Below are 21,249 nucleotides of genomic sequence, written 5' to 3' on the forward strand. Positions count from 1 at the left end.
GGGACCGATGAAATGTTTTTCGGCTCGCGCCGAGGCTCCGTCCCCGACCGGGTCCGCGAGCGTCGCCCAGCGGGTGTACGGACACCCCGGGAGGGCCGGTCTCTCCGCCTCGGCGAAGGTCGGCACAGGTCCCGGGTCCTTTGGACCCTCAGGCGATAGGCCCGCGACGGGCGGCGGGCTCAGGCCCGCCGGGCTCCGAGGTTTCACGCCCCTCGGACAACCCCGCTACGATCGGCCCCGCCGCACGTCCGGGTCCTGGGCCCAGGACGCCTTCCCCAACGACGGGATGCGAGTAGTGTAACGGAGGAATCCAGGGCGCCTGCGATAATGGGCTTAATCGGAGCCGGGCGTTGAATTCGTTGGGCGAATTCGGGTGTCCATTGATGGGTATCGACCAAAATCGCCCCGTGCACCCCAGCAATGGCTGAGGTCCAGGTCGCGGCTTGAGGCGGCTGGGATGGTCGCAACGGTGGAATCCTCCCTCCGGACCCCTGCCTTCGCTGGGGTGCACGGAGAGGGCGGCGGACGCCCCGCAGGCCCTCTCCGACACGGGGAGAGGGATTTCGAGGGATGCCTCGAAATCGTCGGCCACCCACTCTATATGCGCGCGATGACGCTCATTGAGCCCCACTGCGCGATCCCGGACATCGCCCCCCTGTCGTCTCCGGCCGAGCTGGATGCGGCGGTGGAAAGCGCGCGGCTGGCGGTCGGGCTGCCGGTCGGATCGCGAGTGGTCGCGGCGATGTCGGGCGGGGTGGACTCTACCGTGGTGGCGGCCTTGCTGCACAAGGCCGGGTACGATGTCGTCGGCGTGACGCTGCAGCTCTACGACCACGGGGCGGCGCTGAAGAAGAAGGGCGCCTGCTGCGCGGGGCAGGACATCCACGACGCGCGGCTGGCCGCCGAGATGTTGGGCATTCCGCACTATGTCCTCGATTACGAGAGCCGGTTCCGGGACGCGGTGATCGACCAGTTCGCCGACAGCTATCTGAAGGGTCAGACGCCGGTTCCTTGCATCCGCTGCAATCAGACGGTGAAGTTCCGCGACCTGCTGGATGTGGCGCGCGACCTGGGCGCCGCGGCCATGGCGACGGGCCACTATGTCGGCCGCGCCGTGGGCGACGACGGCCGGGCGCAGATGAGAAAGGCCATCGATCCGTCGCGCGACCAGTCCTATTTCCTGTTCGCCACGACGCGCGATCAGCTTGACTATCTGCGCTTCCCGCTGGCGGGGCTGGAGAAGCCGGCGGTGCGGGGCATGGCCCAGTCGCTGGGTCTGAGAATCGCGACCAAGCCCGACAGCCAGGACATCTGTTTCGTGCCCTCCGGCGACTATCGCACCCTGATCGACCGGCTGCGGCCGCAGGGACGCGAGGCGGGCGAGATCGTGCACATGGACGGGCGGGTGCTGGGTCAGCATGCCGGCATCACCGACTACACCATCGGCCAGCGCCGGGGGCTGAACGTCGCGGTGGGCGAGCCGCTGTTCGTGACGAAGCTGGACCCCGACAATCGCCGCGTGATCGTGGGGCCGCGCGAGGCCCTGCTGACCGCGTCGCTGACGCTGGACGAGACCAACTGGCTGGGCGACGAGGCCTCGATCCAGACGGCGGCGCAAGCCGGGGCGCCGGTGCTGGCGCGGGTGCGGTCGACGCGGCCGCCGTCACTGGCGCGTCTGGCGATGGCGGACGGCGTCGTGTCGGTGGTGTTCGCGGAAGGCGAGGAGGGCGTGGCGCCGGGTCAGGCGTGCGCGCTGTACGATCCCGCCGATCCGGATCGCCTGCTGGGCGGAGGCTTCATCGCCACGACGACGGCGGTCGCCCTTGTCTGACCATCTGCACGCCCGGTCGGGCCTGCCTCAGGACTACCGCTATCTGGTTCAGGCGCTGCCGCGCGAGCGGTGGCACGGGGCGGAAGTGGCGGCCATGGCGCGGTTCTGGCTGCAGATGCACTCCGGGTTCCGACGCGAGGTCGCGGCGATGGATGCGCTGACCGGTCAGTGGCGTTCGGGCGGACTGGCCTTGCCGGACCTGCACCGTCGCCTGATCCCGACGCTGCAGCAGTTCCTCCAGCACCTGGACGGGCACCACAATATCGAAACCCACCACTATTTCCCGACCATGCGTCAGGTGGAGCCGAGGATCGGGGCGGGGATCGACCTGCTGGACCGGGATCATGACGTTATCCACGGGCATCTTGACGCCCTGTTCCAGACGGGGTTGGCCTTCCATCAGGGCGTGGCGGGGAATGGGCCCGGCGCGGCGGATGCGGCGTCGCGGCTGGCCGATGCGCTGGATGCGGCGGGACCTGCGCTGGGGCGGCACCTGGAGGACGAGGAAGACATCGTCGTGCCCCTGATCACGCGGCACGCGGATGTGTTCAAAGGCTGAGGCCTAGACGGGCGACATCGGTCCGCGCATGGCCCGGCCGCCGTCGTGTGAGCGTTCGGCCAGGATGTAGCCGTGCTCGGCCATCACGGCGGGCTGGTCGGCGAGCCGGGTGGTCATGAAGGCGAGGGCGACCGCGTTCAGCCGCTTCATCGGGGTGTCGGTCTCGACCCGGTTCAGCCAGACGGCCAGCTTCGGCCAGCGGGCGGCGTCGATCTCGGTCCCGACGACGCGGGCGTTGAGGAAGGCGGGGGCGAGGCTGAAATCGGCCAGGCCCGGCGAGGCGCCGAACAGGTAGCCCTCGGTCGGCATCAGCGTCTCGAGGTAGTCGAAGGTCTCGGGGATCTCGACGGCCTTGGCGTGCTCGACGGCGTCGCGGTCCATCGGCTCCTTGAGGATGCGGGGCTTGATGGCGATCTGGAAGAACAGCTTCCAGCCGAGGACGTCGAACAGGCGGGTGTCGGCGTATTCCTCGATCCAGCGGGCGCGGGCGCGGTCCTTGGGATCGGCGGGCAGGATGGACGGTTGGGGCCGGGTGTCCTCGATATACTGGGCGATGATCGAGCTGTCGCAGAGGGTGACGCCGTCCTCGATCCAGACGGGGATGCGGCGCAGGGGGCTGATGGCCGAAAAGGCGTCGTCGCCGCGGAAGGGGGTGATCGGGTCGATGGCGACCTCGATCCCTTTCATCGCGCAGATCGCCAGGATCTTGCGGACGTAGGGCGAGACCGGATTGCCGATGACGGTGACCGGCGGGGTGGTCACGCGGCCTCTTCGGAAGCGGCTTCCTTGGGCAGGATCTCGGCGACGGTCGGGCGGTTCTTGTGGAAATGGATCTCGGTGTCGCGGCGCTTCACGATCTCGCCGCAGCAGGAGCAGGCGACGCGAGGCTTGAGCTCGGCGCCGCAGGTCTTGTGGGTGAAGGTGACGCCGGAATCGGCGTCGCCGTACAGATGCTGAGAGCCCCAGCCGTGCATGACGATCAGGACGTCGGACAGGGCGCGGCCCTTGGCGGTCAGGACGTATTCGTTGCGGGGCGGGCGTTCGGAGTAGAGCATGGGCTCCAGCACGCCGTGCTGGACCAGGGTCTTCAGACGGGCGGCCAGGACGTTGCGGGCGACGCCCAGCCGCTCCTGCCACTGTTCGAAGCGCTTCACGCCTTGAAAGGCGTCGCGGATGACCAGCAGCGTCCACGGATCGCCGATGACCTCGAGCGTCGCGGCGATGGAGCAACTTTGTTTGGAGTAGTCGGCTGTGCGTCCCATGGTGTGAAAGTGACCTTGCGTCAGCAGTTTGGCAAGAGGGTTGCCAAAAGGAACGCAGTCAGTCAGTCTTGTTTGGCTACGGACAAGGCGAGCAGCCCTCGCGGCGTTCCTGCATTCCCAGACTTTGCGGGCGGGGGCGGCGCTTCCGCCCGTTTCTTTGAAGTGTCAGAAGACCCGGCATGATCGAACAGACCATCGAACAGGCGCTGACGCTGACGCCGGGCCGGAACGGCGAGCTGATCGCGGACCTGCACGGGGATTTTTCCAACGGGCCGCTGAACGCGCCGCCGGAGCGGGGCTTTCCGTTCGGCGGGCTGATCGCGGCGCTGAGCGCGTCGGCGATGCAGCAGGGGCTGGAGATCACGGCGCCGCTGCGGAGCCTGTCGGTGCAGTATATGGCGGCCGCCCGGTTCGGGCAGACGCTGGCCTTTCGGCCCCGGATGCTGCGCGGCGGGCGCGGGGCGAGTTTCGCCCAAGTCGATGTGATCCAGGGCGACCGGCTGACCAGCCACGCCAGCGCGACCTTCGGCGATGATGCGACGGGGCCGGCGATGACGCCCCTGATCGCGACGCCGCCTCTGGCGGTGCTGGAGACCGGGCGGAACATGGAGGGGCCGCTGGCGCCGCGGTTCAGCCAGCATGTCGATTATCGGTTCGACGCGGACGGGCCCTACATCCTGAAGCCCGTCGAGGGACGGGCGGCGATGGAGCGGTGCTGGATGAAGATCCGGGGCGACCGGCCGCTGGACGCGATCGGGCTGAGCTATCTGCTGGATGCGCTGTATCCGCCGGTGTGGACCGCGCTGGAGCGGGCGATGGGGATGGCCACGGTCGATCTGCGCTACGACATCCTGACCGATCCGACGCCGGAGCTGTGCCCGGACGGCTGGGCCTTCTTCGAGTTCCGGATGCTGGATTTCGGGGCCGGCTGGACTGTGGACGAGGCGACGGTCTGGGGCGCGGACGGCACGCCGTTGGCCTTGGCGCGCCAACGCAGAAAGCTGGCGCCGGTGCGGCCAGAGCGCGCTCCGCGATAGCCCAAACAACAACGGCCGCTCCTGCGAAGGAGCGGCCGTCGTCTGCGTCTCGGGAGGGGAGACTTAGGAGCGGTAGTTCTGGATGCGCGTGGTGCGCAGGCCCTGCATGCCCCATTTGTCGATCGCCTTCTGCCAGGCCAGGAACTCCTCGGCCGTCAGACGGTAGCGCAGCAGCGCGTCGTCCAGGCTGAGCAGGCCGCCGCGAACGGCCGCGACCACCTCGGCCTTGCGGCGGATGACCCAGCGGTCGGTGTTTTCGGGCGGCAGGTCGCGCATCGTCAGGGGCGTGCCCGTCGGACCGACGACATATTGTTCGCCCTGCTTGTTCACTCGACGTTCTTGCAACATGGGCTTTTGCCTCATTCACCACCACCAATTGATCGTGAATGTAACGAGGCGCCGCTAAAGCCGAGTTTAGCGTCGTGGTGTACGAATGGATAAAATCCGCTCCGTCCCCGAACGCCGCTTCGGCGAGTTGTTGGGTAAGTCTTCATCTAGTTGAACGCCGCGTTACCTGAGGATCAGCGTTTGATGCTGATGAGTTCGGCCAACATCTCATCTGCAGTGGTGATGATCTTGGACGAGGCGGAATAGGCGCGCTGGGTCGTGATCAGGCCGGTGAACTCCATCGACAGGTCGACCGTGGAGGCCTCCAGCTGGGAGGCGCCGATGAGGCCCGCCCCGCCGCCGCCGGGAGCCTTGAGGTTGTAGGTGCCGGAGCCCTGGCTGACGCGATAGGCATTGGCGTTGGCCACCGTCAGGCTGTCAGGGCTGACGAAGGTGGCCAGGGCCACCTGGGCGACGCGGCGGGTGACGCCGTTGTCGAAGTTGGCCGTGACATAGCCTTCCTCGTCGATCTTGATGTCCGACAGATTACCGAAGGCCGTGCCATTGGTCGTGACGGCCTGGACGATGGAGTCCGAGTCGTACTGGGTCAGGCCGCCGGCCGAGGCCGAGAGATCGAAGGTGATCGTCTGGTCGTCGATGCCGAGGCTGTCGCGCCACTGCGGAGCGGCGGCGGTGCCGACCGAGGCGGGGTTCGAGGCGCCCAGGGTGATGGAGGCCGCCGAGGGGTCCGCAAACAGCATGGAGCCCGGGGTAGCGACTTCGCGCGCCTTCATGGCGTCGACGTCGAGCCGGCCGTCCTGGGTGAACAGGATCAGGCCCGACTTCAGGATTCCGTTGGCGGGGGCCGAACCGTTCTCGACATCCGTGGCCGGAATGACGTGGACCTCGGCGAGCCATTCGTTCGGGTTAGCGGTCTTGAGGAAGGAGTAGGCGATGGTGCGCTGGCCGCCCTTGGAATCCGAGGCCGGGATGGTGATCTGGAAATCGGGCTTGAAGCCCGTACCGGCCTCGGGGTCGTACATCGACATCGACTTGGTCGCGGTGCTGTAGGTCGCGATGTCGGCCGAGACCGGCTGCGAGGAGCGCAGGTTGGCGTTGAGCTGGGCGCGGGTGGTGGCCTCGGCCGTGCCGCCGACGGAGCCGACGTTGATCGACTGCAGCTTGTTCAGGTCCGACGGGTCGCGATTGATATTGCCGTTGGAATCAACCGGCCAGCCCTGGAGGTACAGACCGGCGGTGTTCTTCAGATAGCCGTACTCATCGACGCGGAAGGCGCCGGCGCGGGTGAACAGGCGGGCGTCGCCGGCGTCCAGGCCCTCGGCCTTTTCGGTCGTGACGAAGAAGCCCTGGCCGGCGATGCCGAGATCGGTCGAGGACGTCGTGCGCTGGAGCTGGCCCGACTGGGAGATGTAGTTGCGGGTGTTGGCCAGGACGCCGCCGGCCGAATAGCCCGTGCCCTGGCTCTGGGCGTTGACGACGGTCGAGAACTCGGCGGCGGTGCGCTTGTAGCCGACCGTGTTCACGTTCGCGATGTTTTGCGAGATCGCGGCCAGGGCGGCGGAGTTCGCGGTCAGGCCGGACACGCCGGCCAGAAGGGCGGAATTGATGCTCACGGCGTGGGCTCCTTAGGAAATCAGTTTGAGGGGGTTCAGGGCGGAGGCGATCCGGGCGGCGAGGCTGGCCTCGCCATCGTCGGTGGCGGTTTCGGTGGCGGCGTGCTCTTCCAGTCCGATCACGCTGGACACGGGCACGATGGAGTTGCCGATCGTCAGGTAGGGAACGCCGTCGTACATCTCGACGCCGGTGACCCGGCCGCGGGTCAGCACCTGGGACTCGACGGGGCTGGTTCCGTTCTTGGCCGTGACCTTCAGCGAGTAGACGCCGCCGTCGGGCAACTGACCGCCGGCGGTGGTCTTGCCGTCCCAGACGAAGTCGTGGGTCCCGCTGGTGCGGTCTGGCGCGGCGCCGGTCCAGACGACCTTGCCCGACGAGTCCAGCACCTGCAGCGTGGCTTCCGAGGCCGAGGCGCCGAGTTCGTAGGACCAGGTGGCCGCGCCGTCTTCCAGCTTCGTGACGGCCCAGGCGGCGGTGGCGTCCTTGCCGATGTAGTTGGCGGCGCCGTTCAGACCCGCGCCCTGCTGGGCGGCCAGGAGACTGGTCAGCAGGTCGTTGGTCAACAGCTGCTGCTCCACGCCCGTCATCTGGGTCAGCTGGGCCGTGAATTCGTTGGAATCGAGCGGCGACAACGGATCCTGGTTCTTCAGCTGAGCGGTCAGCAGGCTGAGGAAGGTCTCGAAGTTCGAGACCAGGCTGGCGCGGCTCGTGCCGGTCCGGCTGGCGGCGTCTGTGGCGCTGATGGCGTCGACCATGGGGTCAGACCTTCATATCGACGCGGTCGGGCGTCAGGGTGAGAGGGATCCATCGGCTCGCCACGGCCCTGTCGGCGTCGGCGGAGAGCCGCGCGCCGACGCCGAAGGCGCGGGCGTTGCGGGGGTCGGGCCGGCGGTCGAAGGCGGAGCCGCCCTGCTGGCCGGCCGAGGCGTCGCGTTCGGCGAAGGACAGGGCGTCGTCGGCGACGGTGAAGCCGGCGTCCTGAAGCTGGCGGCGGAGCTCGTCCACGCGGCCGCGCAGCTCGGTGGCGGCCAGCGGATTGTCGAAAGCCAGGCGGGCGACCAGCTTGTTGTCGGCGTCGATGTCCAGGCTGACGTCGACCTGGCCGAGGCCGTCGGGGGCCAGGGCCATTTCGAAGCGGGTCGACCTGCCTTCCAGCTTCTTGACGATCTGGGCGGCGATTTGGGCCGTGGTCTCGATCGTGGCGTGGGAGACGGTGGACAGGGCCAGGGAGACGGCGGTCTCGACAGGGCGGGCTTCGACCAGGACGGCGGCGGCGGCCAGCGGGGCCGTGGCCCGAGTTTCGATCTCGGCTGGGATCGGGGCGGCGGCCAGCGGGGCGGCCGTGGCCGGGCGCGGCGTGGCGGTGGGGGCGGAGCCGGCGGTCGGGGCGGCTTCGAGCGCGGCTTGCGACGCCGAGGCTTCGGGAGCGGCGGCGAAGGCCTGGGCGTCGGCGCGGACCGGGTGGGCGCGCTCGATGATGTCGCGGGGGCGCGGGGCGTCGGGCGGGGCGGCAGGGACGGCGGGCGCCGGGGCGGCGACCGGAGCGTCTTCTGTGGGCGCGACCTCGGCGGAGGTCGAGGCTTCGCCAGGGATCGAGACTTCGACGGCGGCGTTGGCCGGGCGCGGCGCGGGCGGCGCGACGCCGACAACCGCAGCGGCGGCTGCGGCGGTGGAGGGGGCGGCGATCGGGGCCGGAGCGGCGGCCCTGGCCTGTTCGGCCTGTTTTGCGGCGAGATCCAGCACCTCGGCCGGTTCGGGCGCCTGAGCCAAGCTCGGTCCAGTGATCGGGGCGGCGGAGGTTGTCGGGGCAGGCAGACGGGCGTCGGGCGCAGGCGCGGCGTCGTTCGCGGCGACGGGTGCGGTAGGGGGCGCCGATGGAGCGGCGGCTTCGGCGCCGGCATCCCCCTGGGGCGCCGGGGCTTGCGGCGAGGCGATCGCTCCAGCGGGCGCCGGCGAGGCCTCGGCCATTGGAGCTTCTGCGACGGGCGGAGCGGGGGCGGCTTCGGTCGGGGCGACCCCGGCGGCGCCGGGCGGAAACGGCGCGGGGACGATCAGCGGGGCCGGGGCGGCGAGAACGACGTCATTGGCGACGGGCGCGGCGTCCGGGGCAGCCTCGGGGGCGGCGTCTTCGGTCGGGGCGTCTTCGGCGGCGGCGGCGGTCTCCGGCGCGTTTCTCGAGGCTGCGGGCGCGGGGGCTTTGACCGGCGCTTCCGGCGCGGCGGCGTCGTCCAGGACGGACGCGAAGTCGGCGTCATTCGTCGTCGCGGCGCGCCGGGGAGCGGCGACGGGACCCGGGGAGGGCGCGACAGCGAGGGCGAAGACGGGGAGGGACATGCGGGTGCAGGCGACTTCGTGACTGAGGACTGGAAGGCGGAGGCGCCTGCTGCGCCGGAAACATTCGGTCACCCCTCCGCAAGGCTCGGGCCAAGGGCGAGTGCAGACGTCAAGTGTCCGAAAACACGAGGAAAAAGCGCGCAGACGCCGGAAGGTCGACGGCGCGGGTCACGACGTTTCTTGCCGCGCGACGTCGCTTTTTGCCCGGCGCCTTTCCAAGACCTTTCCGAGGGGATCGGCGATTGGCCCGGCGCTTGCGCGCCTCGTCGACCATGATCCAGTCGCGTTCAGTGATGTTCAAGAAAAACAAGGCGTTGCCTGCGCCGTGTATGCGCGCGGCTGGGCAATACGCGCAGCCTGCCGGGCAGGGCTTGCCGGGCGGAGGGTTAATCGGATGAGCCTGAACACCATCCTGAACATCGCCAACTCCGGGCTGCAGGCGGCTCAGACCCAGTTGCGCGTGGTCTCCGACAACGTCTCCAACGTCAATACGCCCGGGTATGTCCGCAAGGTCGCCGAGCAGGTGTCGCTGACGACCCAAGGCGTCGGCACCGGCGTCGAGGTGGCGCGCGTCCGCCTCGCCACCGACCGGTTCCTGCAGGCCGCGTCGCTGAGCGCCGGAGCCGAGGCCAGCCGCCAGGGCGTGCGCTACGAACTGTTCGACCGCATCCAGTCGCTGTTCGGGGATCCGGGCGGAGACACCGGCTTCTTCTCCCAGATCGACGACGTCTTTTCGTCCTTCGCCGTGGCGGCCGAGGATGCGGTGTCCGGCCCCCGCCGCCAGGACGCCCTGTTCAAAACCCAAGCGATCTTCGACGAGGCGACGCGCATCTCGAACCAGATCCAGGCCGTGCGCGAGGACGCCGACGGCCGCATCCAGAGCGCGGTCGAGAAGGCCAACAGCCTGCTCCAGCAGATCGAGACGCTGAACATAGACATCGCCAAGGCCACGGTGCTGAACGGCGACGCCTCCGGCGCCCAGACCCAGCAGGCGCGGCTGATCGACGAACTGTCCAGCCTGATGGACGTTCAGGTGTCCCAGCGTTCGGTCGGCGGAGTGTCGATCCGCACCGCCGCCGGCGTGCAGCTGGCGGGCGCGGGCGCGGCGACCCTGCAGTACAATCGCGCGGGCACGGTCAATGCCGAGACCAGCTTCAACGAAATCTGGATCACCGAGCCCGGGGGAACCCGGCGCGCCTTTGCGGACGGTCTCAAGTCGGGCGAGATCAAGGGTCTGCTGGAGCTGCGAGACGTCGATGCGCCTCAGACGGCCCAGCGTCTGGCCGAACTGGTGGCCCATGTCGCAGACGAGCTGAACCGGGCGCACAACGCCAACTCCGCCGTGCCGCCGCCCACGAGCCTGACCGGCAAGACTGTGGGGCAGGATCTGACGACGGCCCTGACCGGCTTCACCGGCGGGACGACGGTCGCCGTGGTCAATCCGTCGACGGGCGTGATCGCCACGCGGCTGGACCTGGTCTTCTCGGGCTCGACCTTCACGATCAACGGCGGCGCGGCCCAGCCGATGTCTAACTTCCTGGCCGGCGTGAACGCGGCGCTGGGCGGGTCGGCGACGGCCAGCTTCGTCGACGGCAAGCTGAGCTTCGCCTCATCGACCTCGAACGGCATCGCCATCGCGGACAGCGCCACGTCGCCGAGTTCGAAGGCTGGTCGCGGCTTCTCCCACTATTTCGGCCTGAACGACCTGGTCTCGAGCGACCGGCCGGCGGTCTATGACCTCGGGCTGACCGCGACCTCGAACCACGGCTTCACGGCCGGGGAGACGCTGACGTTCCGCTTCACCGGAGAGAGCGGGGCGAAGATCCGCGACATCGAGGTTGCGGTTCCGGCGGGGGGAACGGTCGGCGACCTGCTGACGGCCCTGAACAGCCCCATCACGGGCGTGGGCCGGTACGGCTCCTTCGCCCTGGATGCCAGCGGTGAGATGAAGTTCACGGCGTTCGGCGATCCGGCGCCGCGCATGAGCGTGGTGGAAGACAAGACGACCCAGGTCCCCTCGGGCGTGTCGGCGACCGAGCTGTTCGGGCTGGGCGGCGGGGTTCGGGCCTCGCGCTCGGACGGGTTCAAGGTGCGGACCGACATCCAGCAAAGCCCATCGAAACTGGCGCTGGCGCAGCTGAACCTGGCGGCGGCGACGGGGACGGCGGCCCTGAGTTCCGGCGACGGACGCGGCGCCCTCTTGCTGGCCGACGCGGGCCAGAAGACGGTCCGGTTCTCGGCGGCCGGGGAAAGCCCCGGCGGCAATCTGTCGGTGTCGCGCTATGCATCCGAACTCTCGGGCGAGATCGGCGGGCGGGCCCAGGCGGCCAAGTCGCGCCAGGAAAGCGCCCAGGCCCTGTCGACCGAGGCCGATGCGCGCCAGGCCAACTACGAGGGCGTGAACCTGGATGAGGAGCTGGTCCTGATGACCACCTATCAGCAGGCCTTCAACGCCTCCGCCCGGATGATTCAGGCGGCCAAGGACATGTACGACACGCTTCTGGGGATGATCTGATGAGCCGCGTCTCGACGAACGGAAACTATCAGTCCGCCCTGCTGAACCTGATGCAGGCGCAGCAGAGCCAGAACCAGGCGGGCGAGCGGGTGCAGACCGGCAAGGTCGCCACCGACATGACCGGCTTCGGGCGCGGGTCCGAGACGCTGACGGCCCTGAAGGGCGCGGCGGCGCGCGTTCAGGGCTTCCTCGATACCGGCGAGGCCGTGGCCGCGCGGCTGGACGCCCAGGACCTGTCCCTGAACGTGGTGGTCGACGGCCTGGCCGGAGCGCGGGAGGCGATCGGCAGCGTGCTGGCGTCGGGATCGGCGGCCAACCTGATGCTGGACCTGGAAGGCCAGTACCAGTCGGTGGTCAACGGCCTGAACTATCGCCACCAGGGCGGCTATCTGTACTCGGGCGCCAACACGACCAATCCGCCGGTGACGGCCGGAAACCTGGCGCAATTGGTCGCTGCGCCGACGGTGGCCGACGTGTTCGACAACGACCAGATCAAGTCCGCCTCGCGGATCGCGGAGGGGACGACGGTGGAGACCGGCTACCTGGCCGACGGGTTCAAGTTCACCGAGGCCGACGGGGTCACGCAAAACCACATTTTCCAGATTTTCCGGGACATCAAGGCCTACAATGACGACCCGGCGACCGGTCCCCTGACCGGCAAGCCGACCGAAGCGCAGAAGACGTTCCTGACCGCACAGCTGAAGCGTCTGGATGCGGCCTCCTCGGCGGCGATCGACGCGACCGCCCGGAACGGGGCCCTGGCCAAGCGGGTGGAACAGGTCTCAACCAGCCACAAGGCCCAGCAGATGTCGCTGGACGACCTGGTGGCGAAACGCACCAACGTCGACCCGTTGCAGGCCGTGACCGAGCTGCAGCTCAGTCAGGTGGCGGTCCAGGCCTCGGCGCAGGTGGTGGCGCAGCTTAGCGAAGTCTCCCTGCTCAACTATCTGAGATAAGTCGGACAACCGACTCGCCCACGGCCACGCTGGACCCTGTTCGCAACAGGGAACATAATGGCAACATGGCTCAGCTGGATCTCAGAAGGAAGCTGTCGGTTCTGGCCGATGCGGCGAAATACGACGCCTCGTGTTCGTCGTCGGGGACGTCCAAGCGCGACAGCCGGGGCGGCAAGGGGATCGGATCCACCGAGGGAATGGGAATCTGTCACGCCTATACCCCGGACGGGCGGTGCGTTTCCTTGCTGAAGATCCTGCTGACGAACTTCTGCATCTACGATTGCGTCTACTGCATCAACCGCGTGTCCTCGAACGTGCAGCGGGCGCGGTTCAGCGTGGACGAGGTGGTCGAGCTGACGCTCAACTTCTATCGCCGCAACTATATCGAGGGCCTGTTCCTGTCGTCGGGGATCATCCGGAGCGGCGATTATACGATGGAGCAGATGGTCTTGGTGGCCAAGAAGCTGCGCGAGGAGCACGACTTTCGCGGCTACATCCATCTCAAGCTGATCCCCGAGGCCGATCCGAATCTGGTGGAGGAGGCGGGGCTTTATGCCGATCGGCTATCGGCCAACATCGAACTGCCGCGCGATGAGGCCATGGGCCGGTTCGCGCCGCAGAAGGACGTCGGCGTCATCAAGCAGGCGATGGCGAACGTCCGGCTGAAGGTCGAGGCGGCCAAGCCTCAGAAAAAGGATCGCGTCAAGCCGCCGAAATTTGCACCGGGCGGGCAGTCGACGCAGCTGATCGTCGGTGCGGACGGGGCTCCGGACACGGAGATTCTGGACCGGTCGGCATCGCTGTACGGCGGGTATGGGTTGAGGCGGGTCTATTATTCGGCCTTCTCGCCGATCCCGGATTCGAGCTCGGCCCTGCCGCTGTCGAAGCCGCCCTTGATGCGGGAGCACCGCTTGTATCAGGCAGACTGGCTGATGCGGTTCTACGGGTTTTCGGCTCCGGAGATTTCTGAGGCCTCGACCGGCGGGATGCTGGATCTGGCGATCGACCCGAAACTGGCCTGGGCGCTGAATCAGAGGGCGCAGTTTCCGGTCGATGTGAACACCGCGCCGCGCGAGATGCTTTTGCGCGTGCCGGGGCTGGGCGTGAAGTCGGTGAACCGGATGATCTCGGTGCGCCGGTATCGGACGCTGAGGCTGGAAGATGTGGCGCGGCTGTGCCGGGGGATCGACAAGGTGCGGCCGTTCATCACGACGCTGGACTGGACGCCGGGCGGGCTGACGGACGCGGTCGATCTGCGCGAGCGGCTGGTGGGGCAGCCGAAGGTCGAGCAGCTGAGCCTGTTCTGATGCCGACGGCGGAGCTGGCGCACGAGATCGATTTCGAGGGGTGGCGCAAGGCTGCGCGAGCGTTCCGGCTGTCCGGGGTGGAGCCGGCGGACGCGCGGTTCGTGGTGGCGGGGGGGGAGGGGACCGGGTCGCTGTTCGATACCGCTCATGCCGGCGAAAGCGAGCGCCCGGCGCTTTCGCGAGAGACGGCGTCGGGGACCGAGGTCAATGTTGAATCCGGTGTGGATGGCGGCTCTAGAGAACCGGGTCCCCGCACTCGCGGGGAGGAGCGGAAGGAAGAACGTTTTTCCGTCCCCAAGGCGTTCGTCGACATCGCGCAGGAGGTGATCCTGCATCGGTCGCCGGACCGGTTCGATCTGATGTATCGGCTGCTGTGGCGGCTGAGGGACGAGCCGGACCTGATGAAGGTGGTGTCGGATCGCGACGTGGCCGACGCGATGGAGCGGGCGAAGAACGTCTCCAGAGCCGCACACAAGATGAAGGCCTTCGTGCGTTTTCGTCTCGTCGAGGAAGCCGAAGTCGAGACCTATGTCGCCTGGTTCGAGCCGGCGCATAGGGTTCTGGAAAAGACCTCCGGCTTCTTCGCCCGGCGGTTCACGACCATGCGGTGGTCGATCCTGACGCCGGACGGGTCGTGCTTCTGGGACGGGAAGACCTTGACCTTCGGGCCGCCGGCGAGCGCCGAGGATGCGCCGAAGGACGACGAGGTCGAGGAGTTCTGGAAGACCTACTACGCCTCGACCTTCAATCCGGCGCGGCTGAAGACCCAGACCATGCAGGGGGAAATGCCCAAGCGGTACTGGAAGAACCTGCCGGAGGCGTCGCTGATCCCGGAACTGGTCGCGGCCTCGCACGCGCGCACCGAGACCATGGTCTCCGCCCAGCCCTCCGAACCGAACGCCCGCCTGGCCAAGGCCATCGCCCGGTCGGTGCGTGACGGGTCGTGGGAGGAGGGGTTCGTGGCCTCCGATCTGGAGGAGTTGGGGCACGGGGTTCAGGCGTGCCGTCGGTGCCCGCTTTATCGGGACGCGACGCAGGGCGTGTGCGGCGAGGGACCGGGCAGGACGGCGAAGCTGATGATCGTCGGCGAACAGCCGGGAGATCACGAGGATCTGGCCGGTCGGCCCTTCGTGGGACCTGCGGGGCAGGTGCTGGACGCGGCCCTGGCCGAGGCGGGCATAGACCGCAGCGAGGTCTACGTCACCAACGCAGTGAAGCATTTCAAGCACGAACCGCGCGGCAAGAGGCGGCTGCACAAGACGCCGAACCAGTCCGAGGTCAGCGCGTGTCGCTGGTGGCTGGATCAGGAGCGTCGGCTAGTGCGGCCGAAGGTCACCTTGGCGTTGGGCGGGACGGCGGCGTTGGGCGTGCTGGGCCGCAAGGTGGCGGTGACTCAGGAGCGCGGGGAACCTTTGCCGTTGTCAGACGGTTCCACGGCCATGATCACCGTTCACCCCTCCTATCTGCTGAGGCTCCCCGAGGAAGACGCCAGGGCGAGGGAGCGTCTGGCGTTCATCCGGGATCTCAAGCGCGTCCGCGATCGGCTCTGATCCGTTCTTGCCTCTGTTGCCCAATGATAACGACGGTCGCCTGATGCGCGTATTGTCCGCGTACGGGCCATGTTCGATTCGTGACGGCTCGGCTAAGGACGAGGCATGAAGACGGCCGACTTCCAGATCGAGGACGCCAAGGGCGACGCGACCGTGCTCAAGCTCACGGGCGATTGGACGACCATGTCGCTGGGCAAGGCGGCGATACGACTGGGCGACAGTCTGGAAGGCCACAGCATCGAGCGCGTCGATCTGTCGGAACTCGGCAAGTTCGACACCGCCGGCGCCCTGGCCCTGGTTCAGGGCTCCAACTTCGCCATGCCGGCCGACGCCTTCGCCAGCCGGCCGGAAGCCGGTCGCATCTATGCGATGGTGGAGACGCTGGAGCGACGGAGCGCGGAGCCGCCGAAGCGCCCGTCACCCTTCATCCGCATCTTCGCCCGCATGGGCCACGGCGTCCACGACGCGGCCGCCGAACTGATGCTGTCGATGGCCTTCCTCGGGCGGCTGATGGGGGCGACCGGCTATGCCCTGCGCAGACCGGGCGCGATCCGCTGGCCCGCCTGGGTCAGTCAGGCGGAGCGGTCGGGGCTGGACGCCCTGCCGATCATCGCGGTGACCAACTTCTTCATCGGCGCGGTCATCGCCTTCCTGGGCGCGAACCTGCTGACCCAGTTCGGGGCCGGGGTGTTCACGGTGCAACTGGTCGCCGTGGCCGTGCTGCGCGAACTGGCCGTGCTGATCACCGCCATCCTGCTGGCCGGGCGGTCGGCGTCTTCGTTCGCGGCCGAGATCGGTTCGATGCGAATGAACCAGGAGGTCGACGCCATGCAGGTCATGGGCGTCAACCCGTTCCAGGCCCTGGTGATCCCGCGCCTGGCGGCCATGCTGGTGATGATGCCGCTGTTGACCTTCGTCGGCATGCTGGCGGGCTTCATCGGCGGCGGTCTGGTGACCTGGAGTCAGCTGGACTACGGCCCCGCCTTCTTCATCCAGCGGGTCAGCGAGGACCCGATGATGGGGACCCACCTGATGGTCGGCCTGGTCAAGGCGCCGGTCTTCGCCGTCGTGATCGCCGCCATCGGCTGCCGCCAGGGGATGGCGGTCGCCGGAGATGTGGAGAGCCTGGGCCGTCGGGTGACCGCCGCCGTGGTGCAGGCCATCTTCGCCATCATCTCTCTGGACGCCGTGTTCGCCCTGATCTTCCTGGAGCTGAACCTGTGACGGCGCCCGCGAACGAAGCCGAGACGACGTCCGAAAATCTCATCGAGGTGCGCGGCCTGCTGAGCCAGTTCGGGGATCAGGTGATCCACCGCGATCTGGATCTGGATGTCGTGCGCGGCGAGGTGCTGGGCGTCGTCGGCGGATCGGGGACGGGCAAGACGGTTCTGTTGAACTCCATCATCGGGCTGAAGGAGCCCGAGGGCGGGACGATCAAGATCTTCGGTCACGACGTGGGCGGGGCGACCGATGCAGAGCGCGCCGACATCGAACGCCGGACCGGCGTGCTGTTCCAGCAGGGCGCCCTGTTCAGCTCGCTGACGGTATTGGAAAACGTGGCCGCGCCCATGGTCGAGCACACCAGCCTGCCCCGGGACACGATCCGCGAGCTGGCCGAGATGAAGATCGCCATGGTCGGTCTGAAGCCCGAGAGCCATCACCAGAAGCCGGCCGAGCTGTCGGGCGGGATGAGAAAGCGGGTCGGCCTGGCCCGCGCCCTTTCGCTGGACCCGGAGCTGATCTTCCTCGACGAGCCGACGGCGGGACTGGACCCGATCGGGGCGGCCGCGTTCGACGATCTGATCCGCAAGCTGTCCGACGACCTGGGCCTGACCGTCTTCATGATCACCCACGACCTCGATAGCCTCTACGCGATCTGCGACAAGGTGGCGGTGCTGGCGGACAAACATGTGATCGAAAAGGCCACGGTGCAGGAGCTGGAGAAATCCGATCACCCGTGGATCAAGGAATACTTCCTGGGGCCGCGCGGTCGCGCTGCCCACGGTTCGGACAAGTCCGAACCGGAAGATGTTAAATGAACGCGCGACGGGCGACGAAACCGGCGACCACTTCCGCCTGTCGCGCGTTCGAGGCGGCTTAGGACGAGACCGAGATGGAAAGAGACGCACATTACGCCGCCGTGGGCATAGCCACCGTCGCCCTGCTGGCGGCGCTGGCGGTGTTCGCCATCTGGCTGGCCCGACTGCAGTTCAACGACGACTACGACATCTACGACATCGTCTTCTACGGACCGGTGCGCGGGCTGTCGGAGGGCGGCGAGGTGCACTTCAACGGTATCCGAGTGGGCGAGGTCACCGATCTGAACCTGGATCCCGCCAAGGGCGACCAGGTCATCGCGCGGGTTCGCCTGAACGGCACGACGCCGGTGCGGGTCACCTCGCGCGCCCAGCTGGAGCCGCAGGGCATCACGGGCCTCAACTACATCCAGATCACGGCCGGCACCGACGGCAGCGCCCTGCTGAAGACCCAGTACCCGGACAATGTGGTGCCGGTGATCCAGTCGCAGCCGTCGCCGATCGCGGAACTGCTCAGCGGCTCCGGCACGGTGCTGGCCCAGACCGTGGACGCATTGAACCGGATCAACCGGGTCCTGTCCGACGACAACATCCGCAGCTTCTCGACCAGCGTGAAGAACGTCGAGGCCCTGTCCACCGAACTGGAGGCCCGCAAGGGCATGTTCGAGGACCTGGAGAAGGCGCTGGAGAACGCCAACGGAGCCATCGCCGAATACCGGGCCCTGGGTGTCGATGCGCGTCGTCTGGTCAACACCGACGGCCAGCAGGCCATCGCCAACATCAACGCCGCCACTGCCGACGCCCGCACGGCCATCGCCTCGATCAACCGCACGGCCAACGCCATCGAGGGACCGGCTGGGGAGTTCGCCACGACGGGCGTGCCTCAACTGCTGGAAGCCATCCAGGGTCTGCAGGAGGCGACGCAATCCCTGCAGGGACTGGTGGACGACGTCCGCTCCAGCCCGCGCGACTTCATCGGACGGCCGCCGTCCCAGGAACTGGAGGTCCAGCCGTGATCCGTTCGCTCGTTCTCGCCGCCGTCGCCGCCGTCTCCCTGTCGGGGTGCGCCCTGCTGTCGTCGCCGGACCCGATCCAGCTCTACCGTTTCGGCGATCCGACGGGGATGGCCACGACCGCCGTCGCCGAGCCGGTGCAGGTCAAGCTGAGGACCGTGGAAATGCCGCAGGCGTCGCAGGGCGACCGTCTGCTGGGCGTGACCGGGGCAGAGGCGGCCTACATCAAGGGCGCACGTTGGGTCTCGCCGGCCATGATGCTGTATTCGGACGCGCTGGAGGCTTCGTTCGCTTCGCAGGCGCGGGCGGTGCGGCTGATCGGACGGCGCGAGCTGACGCCGACGACGCGGCTGCTGGACGTCGACCTGCGGGCGTTCGAGACGCGGTACGACTATGAGGGCGCGGCGCCGGCGGTGGTGATCACGGCGCGGGCGCGGCTGCTGCGCTTCCCCGAACGGACAGTGGTGGCGGAACGGACCTTCACCGTCAGCCAGCCGGCCGGCGAGAACCGGGTCTCGGCCATCGTCGCGGCCTATGATCAGGCGACGCGGGACCTGAACACCCAGATCGTAGGCTGGACCGACGCCAACGCGGTCGGCGACTAGGCGGCGAGCGACACGTTCGCGCGGGCCTGAGTCGTCCGGGCCTCGAGCTCGGCGCGGCGCGCCTGGGCCGCCGCCAACTCGCGGTTTGCGGACTGAATTCGGTCGGTCAGGGCGGTCGAGGCTTCGGACAAGCGAACTCCGTCGGGTCGGATCGTCTTCGGCCGCTTGACGGCCAGTCCCAGGGCGTCCTGCCAGTCGATGCGCCAGGCCTCGATTCCGTCGCAGATGTGTTTGAGCGCGGCCGGGACGCGGGAATCGGCGTTCTGAGCCGCCCGCAGCAGGGGCAGGCGGCCGATGGCCGTGGCGCTGACGGCCTCCAGCGCGGCGAGACGGGTCGCCAGCGGATGGGGCAGGGTGGCGACCGGCGTGGGTTGCGGGGCCGGTGCTGCGGAGACTGCGACGACCTCGTCTTCGGCGGGCGGCGTCGCCTGCGCCTCGACGGCGTCAGGCCCGGTTTCGACAGGCGCAGCGTCTTCGGCGGGAACGGAGGCGACCTCGGATTCAACCTCAGCTGCGGGCAGATCGACCGGTTCCGCCTCGCTCGTCGGCTCAATGATCTCCCCCTCGGCGGTCGCCTCAGGATCGGCGGCGGCCTCGACGGGAGTCGGGTCCTCGTCGGCCGCCGAGGGGGTTTCTTCGACCGGTTCCGGCGCGTCGATAGCGACGACCGTCGCAGCGGCGACCTCGTTGGCCAGCCAGCCGCGGGCGGCTGCGATGTGTGCGTCGAGTTCGGCGATGGCGTCGCGGGTCTCCGACCACAGGGTTTCCAGCGCCACGCCCTTGCGCGACAACGCGCCGGCGCGGTCGCCGATGTCGGCGGCCGACTGGGCCACGGCGGCGGCGGCCGAGGCATAGGCCGCGCGGAAGGTCTTCAGCCGCTTGCTTCGGCTGTCGAAGAGGCCGGCGAGGCCTGTGCGGGGCTGGAGCCGAGCCGGGTCGAGGCCGGCCACCCGGTCGTGGACGTGGTCCAGCAAGAGGCTGCACTCGCCGAGGTCGCCGGTGCGCGTCTCGGCCAGGGTGCGTTCGTTGAGCGAAGCGAGGTTGGCGCGAATGCTCTCCCCGAAGGCGGCGCAGGTCTCGGGCTCGTCCACGATGGTGTAGCGGATCGTGGCCACGCGCTCGGGATCCGGCTTCGGCGCGCCGCCCGGCGGACTGATCGATCCCGCAACGCCCATGTCAGCCCTCCGTCGCGGCCTCGTCAGGCCCCTTCGGGTTAACTATGCCGCAGCTTTCAGGGATTGGGAAACGGTGTAGCTGGCCTCAGTCTTCTCGGCGACTTCCTCCAGCGTGACGCCATCGGCCAGTTCGATCAGCTCCAGGCCCGCGCCGTCCGCCTTGACGTCGAAGACGGCGAGGTCGGTGATAATCCGACTGACGACGCCGGCGGCCGTGAGGGGCAGGGTGCAGGACTTCAGGACCTTGGACTGGCCGTGCTTGTTGGCGTGTTCCATGACGACGACGACGCGCTTCACGCCCGCGACCAGGTCCATCGCGCCACCCATACCCTTCACCAGCTTGCCCGGGATCATCCAGTTGGCGATGTCGCCGTTCTCGGCCACTTCCATGGCGCCCAGGATGGACAGGTTGATGTGGCCGCCGCGGATCATGGCGAAGCTGTCGGCCGAGCTGAAGTAGGACGACTCCGGGATCTCGGTGATCGTCTGCTTGCCGGCGTTGATCAGGTCGGGGTCGACGTCCTCGTCATAGGGGAAGGGGCCCATGCCGAGCATGCCGTTCTCGGACTGGAGGGTGACCTCCATCCCGGCCGGAATGTAGTTGGCGACCAGGGTCGGGATGCCGATGCCCAGGTTCACATAGAAGCCGTCCTGAAGCTCCTTGGCGGCGCGTTCGGCGAGCTGTTCGCGGGTGCGGGGCATCAGTTTTCTCCGGAAGTGGGCAGGGGGCTGACGCCCCGTTCGGCGAAGACGCGTTTGGCGACGCGCATGGCGTTGGTGGCGGCAGGGAAGCCCGCATAGATGGCGACCTGCATCAGGGCCTCGACGATCTCGCGCGGCGTGACGCCGACCGAGAGGGCGCCGTTGATGTGGCCCTTCAGCTGATCGACGGGATGGCCGAGGGCGGCCAGCGCCCCGAGGGTGACGAACTGGCGGCTCTTGGGGTCGAGGCCCGGGCGGCTCATCATCTCGCCGTAGCCGAACTCCACCATCATGTCGGCGAATTCAGGGGCGATGGGAGCCATGCCCTTGCGCAGGGCGGCTTCGAGGCCGGGGTCCAGGGTCGCCATATAGGCCGCGCCGCGTTCGGCGCGTTCGTTCGACACC

At 68.3% G+C, this 21,249-nt stretch carries 20 protein-coding genes; 11 read left to right on the top strand and 9 right to left on the bottom strand.

Annotated elements, in window-relative coordinates:
• Window positions 1–601 precede the first annotated feature (601 nt).
• Window positions 602–1,831: a tRNA 2-thiouridine(34) synthase MnmA gene (mnmA, locus tag O5O43_RS03385; protein WP_271085511.1), complete on the top strand. Its 1,230-nt coding sequence runs from the start codon at window positions 602–604 to the stop codon at window positions 1,829–1,831.
• On the top strand, window positions 1,824–2,390 hold the full coding sequence (locus O5O43_RS03390) for a hemerythrin domain-containing protein (protein WP_271085512.1): 567 nt from the start codon (window positions 1,824–1,826) through the stop codon (window positions 2,388–2,390). The genes mnmA and O5O43_RS03390 overlap by 8 nt, the downstream gene beginning before the upstream one ends.
• Before the next feature lie 3 nt (window positions 2,391–2,393).
• Here the strand turns inward: O5O43_RS03390 and O5O43_RS03395 are convergent, their stop codons facing one another.
• Window positions 2,394–3,152 (bottom strand): glutathione S-transferase family protein, encoded by a 759-nt coding sequence (locus tag O5O43_RS03395; protein ID WP_271085513.1) that lies wholly within the window; start codon window positions 3,150–3,152, stop codon window positions 2,394–2,396.
• Window positions 3,149–3,652 carry a helix-turn-helix domain-containing protein gene (locus O5O43_RS03400; RefSeq protein ID WP_271085514.1) on the bottom strand — a complete coding sequence of 168 codons (504 nt, stop codon included), beginning with the start codon at window positions 3,650–3,652 and terminating at the stop codon, window positions 3,149–3,151. Before O5O43_RS03400 ends, O5O43_RS03395 begins: the two co-directional genes overlap by 4 nt.
• 179 nt (window positions 3,653–3,831) lie before the next feature.
• Here O5O43_RS03400 and O5O43_RS03405 point away from each other — a divergent pair, with 179 nt between their 5' ends.
• Window positions 3,832–4,689: a thioesterase family protein gene (locus O5O43_RS03405; protein ID WP_271085515.1), complete on the top strand. Its 858-nt coding sequence runs from the start codon at window positions 3,832–3,834 to the stop codon at window positions 4,687–4,689.
• A gap of 63 nt (window positions 4,690–4,752) precedes the next feature.
• Here the strand turns inward: O5O43_RS03405 and O5O43_RS03410 are convergent, their stop codons facing one another.
• The 4 genes from O5O43_RS03410 to O5O43_RS03425 all read right to left on the bottom strand — a co-directional run bounded on the left by O5O43_RS03410 (window position 4,753) and on the right by O5O43_RS03425 (window position 8,985).
• Complete coding sequence (locus tag O5O43_RS03410) at window positions 4,753–5,037, bottom strand: DUF1153 domain-containing protein (RefSeq protein ID WP_271085516.1); 285 nt, start codon at window positions 5,035–5,037, stop codon at window positions 4,753–4,755.
• A 173-nt stretch (window positions 5,038–5,210) separates the two neighbouring features.
• Window positions 5,211–6,650 (bottom strand): flagellar hook-basal body complex protein, encoded by a 1,440-nt coding sequence (locus O5O43_RS03415; protein WP_271085517.1) that lies wholly within the window; start codon window positions 6,648–6,650, stop codon window positions 5,211–5,213.
• A 12-nt stretch (window positions 6,651–6,662) separates the two neighbouring features.
• On the bottom strand, window positions 6,663–7,406 hold the full coding sequence (locus O5O43_RS03420; protein WP_271085518.1) for a flagellar hook assembly protein FlgD: 744 nt from the start codon (window positions 7,404–7,406) through the stop codon (window positions 6,663–6,665).
• A 4-nt stretch (window positions 7,407–7,410) separates the two neighbouring features.
• Window positions 7,411–8,985, bottom strand: coding sequence for a flagellar hook-length control protein FliK (locus O5O43_RS03425; protein WP_271085519.1), 1,575 nt, complete (start codon window positions 8,983–8,985; stop codon window positions 7,411–7,413).
• 394 nt (window positions 8,986–9,379) lie between these two features.
• Between O5O43_RS03425 and flgK the strand changes: the two genes are divergently transcribed.
• The 8 genes from flgK (at window position 9,380) to O5O43_RS03465 (ending at window position 18,967) form a co-directional block, all read left to right on the top strand.
• Complete coding sequence (gene flgK / locus O5O43_RS03430; RefSeq protein WP_271085520.1) at window positions 9,380–11,500, top strand: flagellar hook-associated protein FlgK; 2,121 nt, start codon at window positions 9,380–9,382, stop codon at window positions 11,498–11,500.
• Window positions 11,500–12,456: a flagellin gene (locus O5O43_RS03435; RefSeq protein WP_271085521.1), complete on the top strand. Its 957-nt coding sequence runs from the start codon at window positions 11,500–11,502 to the stop codon at window positions 12,454–12,456. Before flgK ends, O5O43_RS03435 begins: the two co-directional genes overlap by 1 nt.
• Before the next feature lie 65 nt (window positions 12,457–12,521).
• On the top strand, window positions 12,522–13,763 hold the full coding sequence (locus tag O5O43_RS03440; protein WP_271085522.1) for a putative DNA modification/repair radical SAM protein: 1,242 nt from the start codon (window positions 12,522–12,524) through the stop codon (window positions 13,761–13,763).
• Window positions 13,763–15,313 carry a UdgX family uracil-DNA binding protein gene (locus tag O5O43_RS03445; RefSeq protein WP_271085523.1) on the top strand — a complete coding sequence of 517 codons (1,551 nt, stop codon included), beginning with the start codon at window positions 13,763–13,765 and terminating at the stop codon, window positions 15,311–15,313. The genes O5O43_RS03440 and O5O43_RS03445 overlap by 1 nt, the downstream gene beginning before the upstream one ends.
• Before the next feature lie 105 nt (window positions 15,314–15,418).
• Window positions 15,419–16,537: an ABC transporter permease gene (locus O5O43_RS03450; protein WP_271085524.1), complete on the top strand. Its 1,119-nt coding sequence runs from the start codon at window positions 15,419–15,421 to the stop codon at window positions 16,535–16,537.
• Window positions 16,534–17,352: an ABC transporter ATP-binding protein gene (locus O5O43_RS03455; protein ID WP_271085525.1), complete on the top strand. Its 819-nt coding sequence runs from the start codon at window positions 16,534–16,536 to the stop codon at window positions 17,350–17,352. Before O5O43_RS03450 ends, O5O43_RS03455 begins: the two co-directional genes overlap by 4 nt.
• 74 nt (window positions 17,353–17,426) lie before the next feature.
• Window positions 17,427–18,365 carry an MlaD family protein gene (locus tag O5O43_RS03460; RefSeq protein ID WP_271085526.1) on the top strand — a complete coding sequence of 313 codons (939 nt, stop codon included), beginning with the start codon at window positions 17,427–17,429 and terminating at the stop codon, window positions 18,363–18,365.
• The gene (locus tag O5O43_RS03465) at window positions 18,362–18,967 is read left to right on the top strand and encodes an ABC-type transport auxiliary lipoprotein family protein (protein WP_271085527.1); all 606 of its coding nucleotides are present in this window, start codon (window positions 18,362–18,364) and stop codon (window positions 18,965–18,967) included. Before O5O43_RS03460 ends, O5O43_RS03465 begins: the two co-directional genes overlap by 4 nt.
• Here the strand turns inward: O5O43_RS03465 and O5O43_RS03470 are convergent.
• From O5O43_RS03470 to O5O43_RS03480, 3 genes are read right to left on the bottom strand one after another with little or no spacing between them, the layout of a single operon-like run.
• Window positions 18,964–20,142 (bottom strand): toxic anion resistance protein, encoded by a 1,179-nt coding sequence (locus O5O43_RS03470; RefSeq protein WP_271085528.1) that lies wholly within the window; start codon window positions 20,140–20,142, stop codon window positions 18,964–18,966. The two genes, O5O43_RS03465 and O5O43_RS03470, sit on opposite strands and share 4 nt — an antisense overlap.
• A gap of 42 nt (window positions 20,143–20,184) precedes the next feature.
• Window positions 20,185–20,844, bottom strand: coding sequence for a 3-oxoacid CoA-transferase subunit B (locus O5O43_RS03475; RefSeq protein ID WP_271085529.1), 660 nt, complete (start codon window positions 20,842–20,844; stop codon window positions 20,185–20,187).
• Window positions 20,844–21,248, bottom strand: coding sequence for a carboxymuconolactone decarboxylase family protein (locus tag O5O43_RS03480; RefSeq protein WP_271085530.1), 405 nt, complete (start codon window positions 21,246–21,248; stop codon window positions 20,844–20,846). Before O5O43_RS03480 ends, O5O43_RS03475 begins: the two co-directional genes overlap by 1 nt.
• Window position 21,249 lies beyond the last annotated feature (1 nt).

Origin of the sequence: Brevundimonas sp. NIBR11 (assembly GCF_027912535.1) — a bacterium.
Taxonomy (GTDB): Bacteria; Pseudomonadota; Alphaproteobacteria; order Caulobacterales; family Caulobacteraceae; genus Brevundimonas.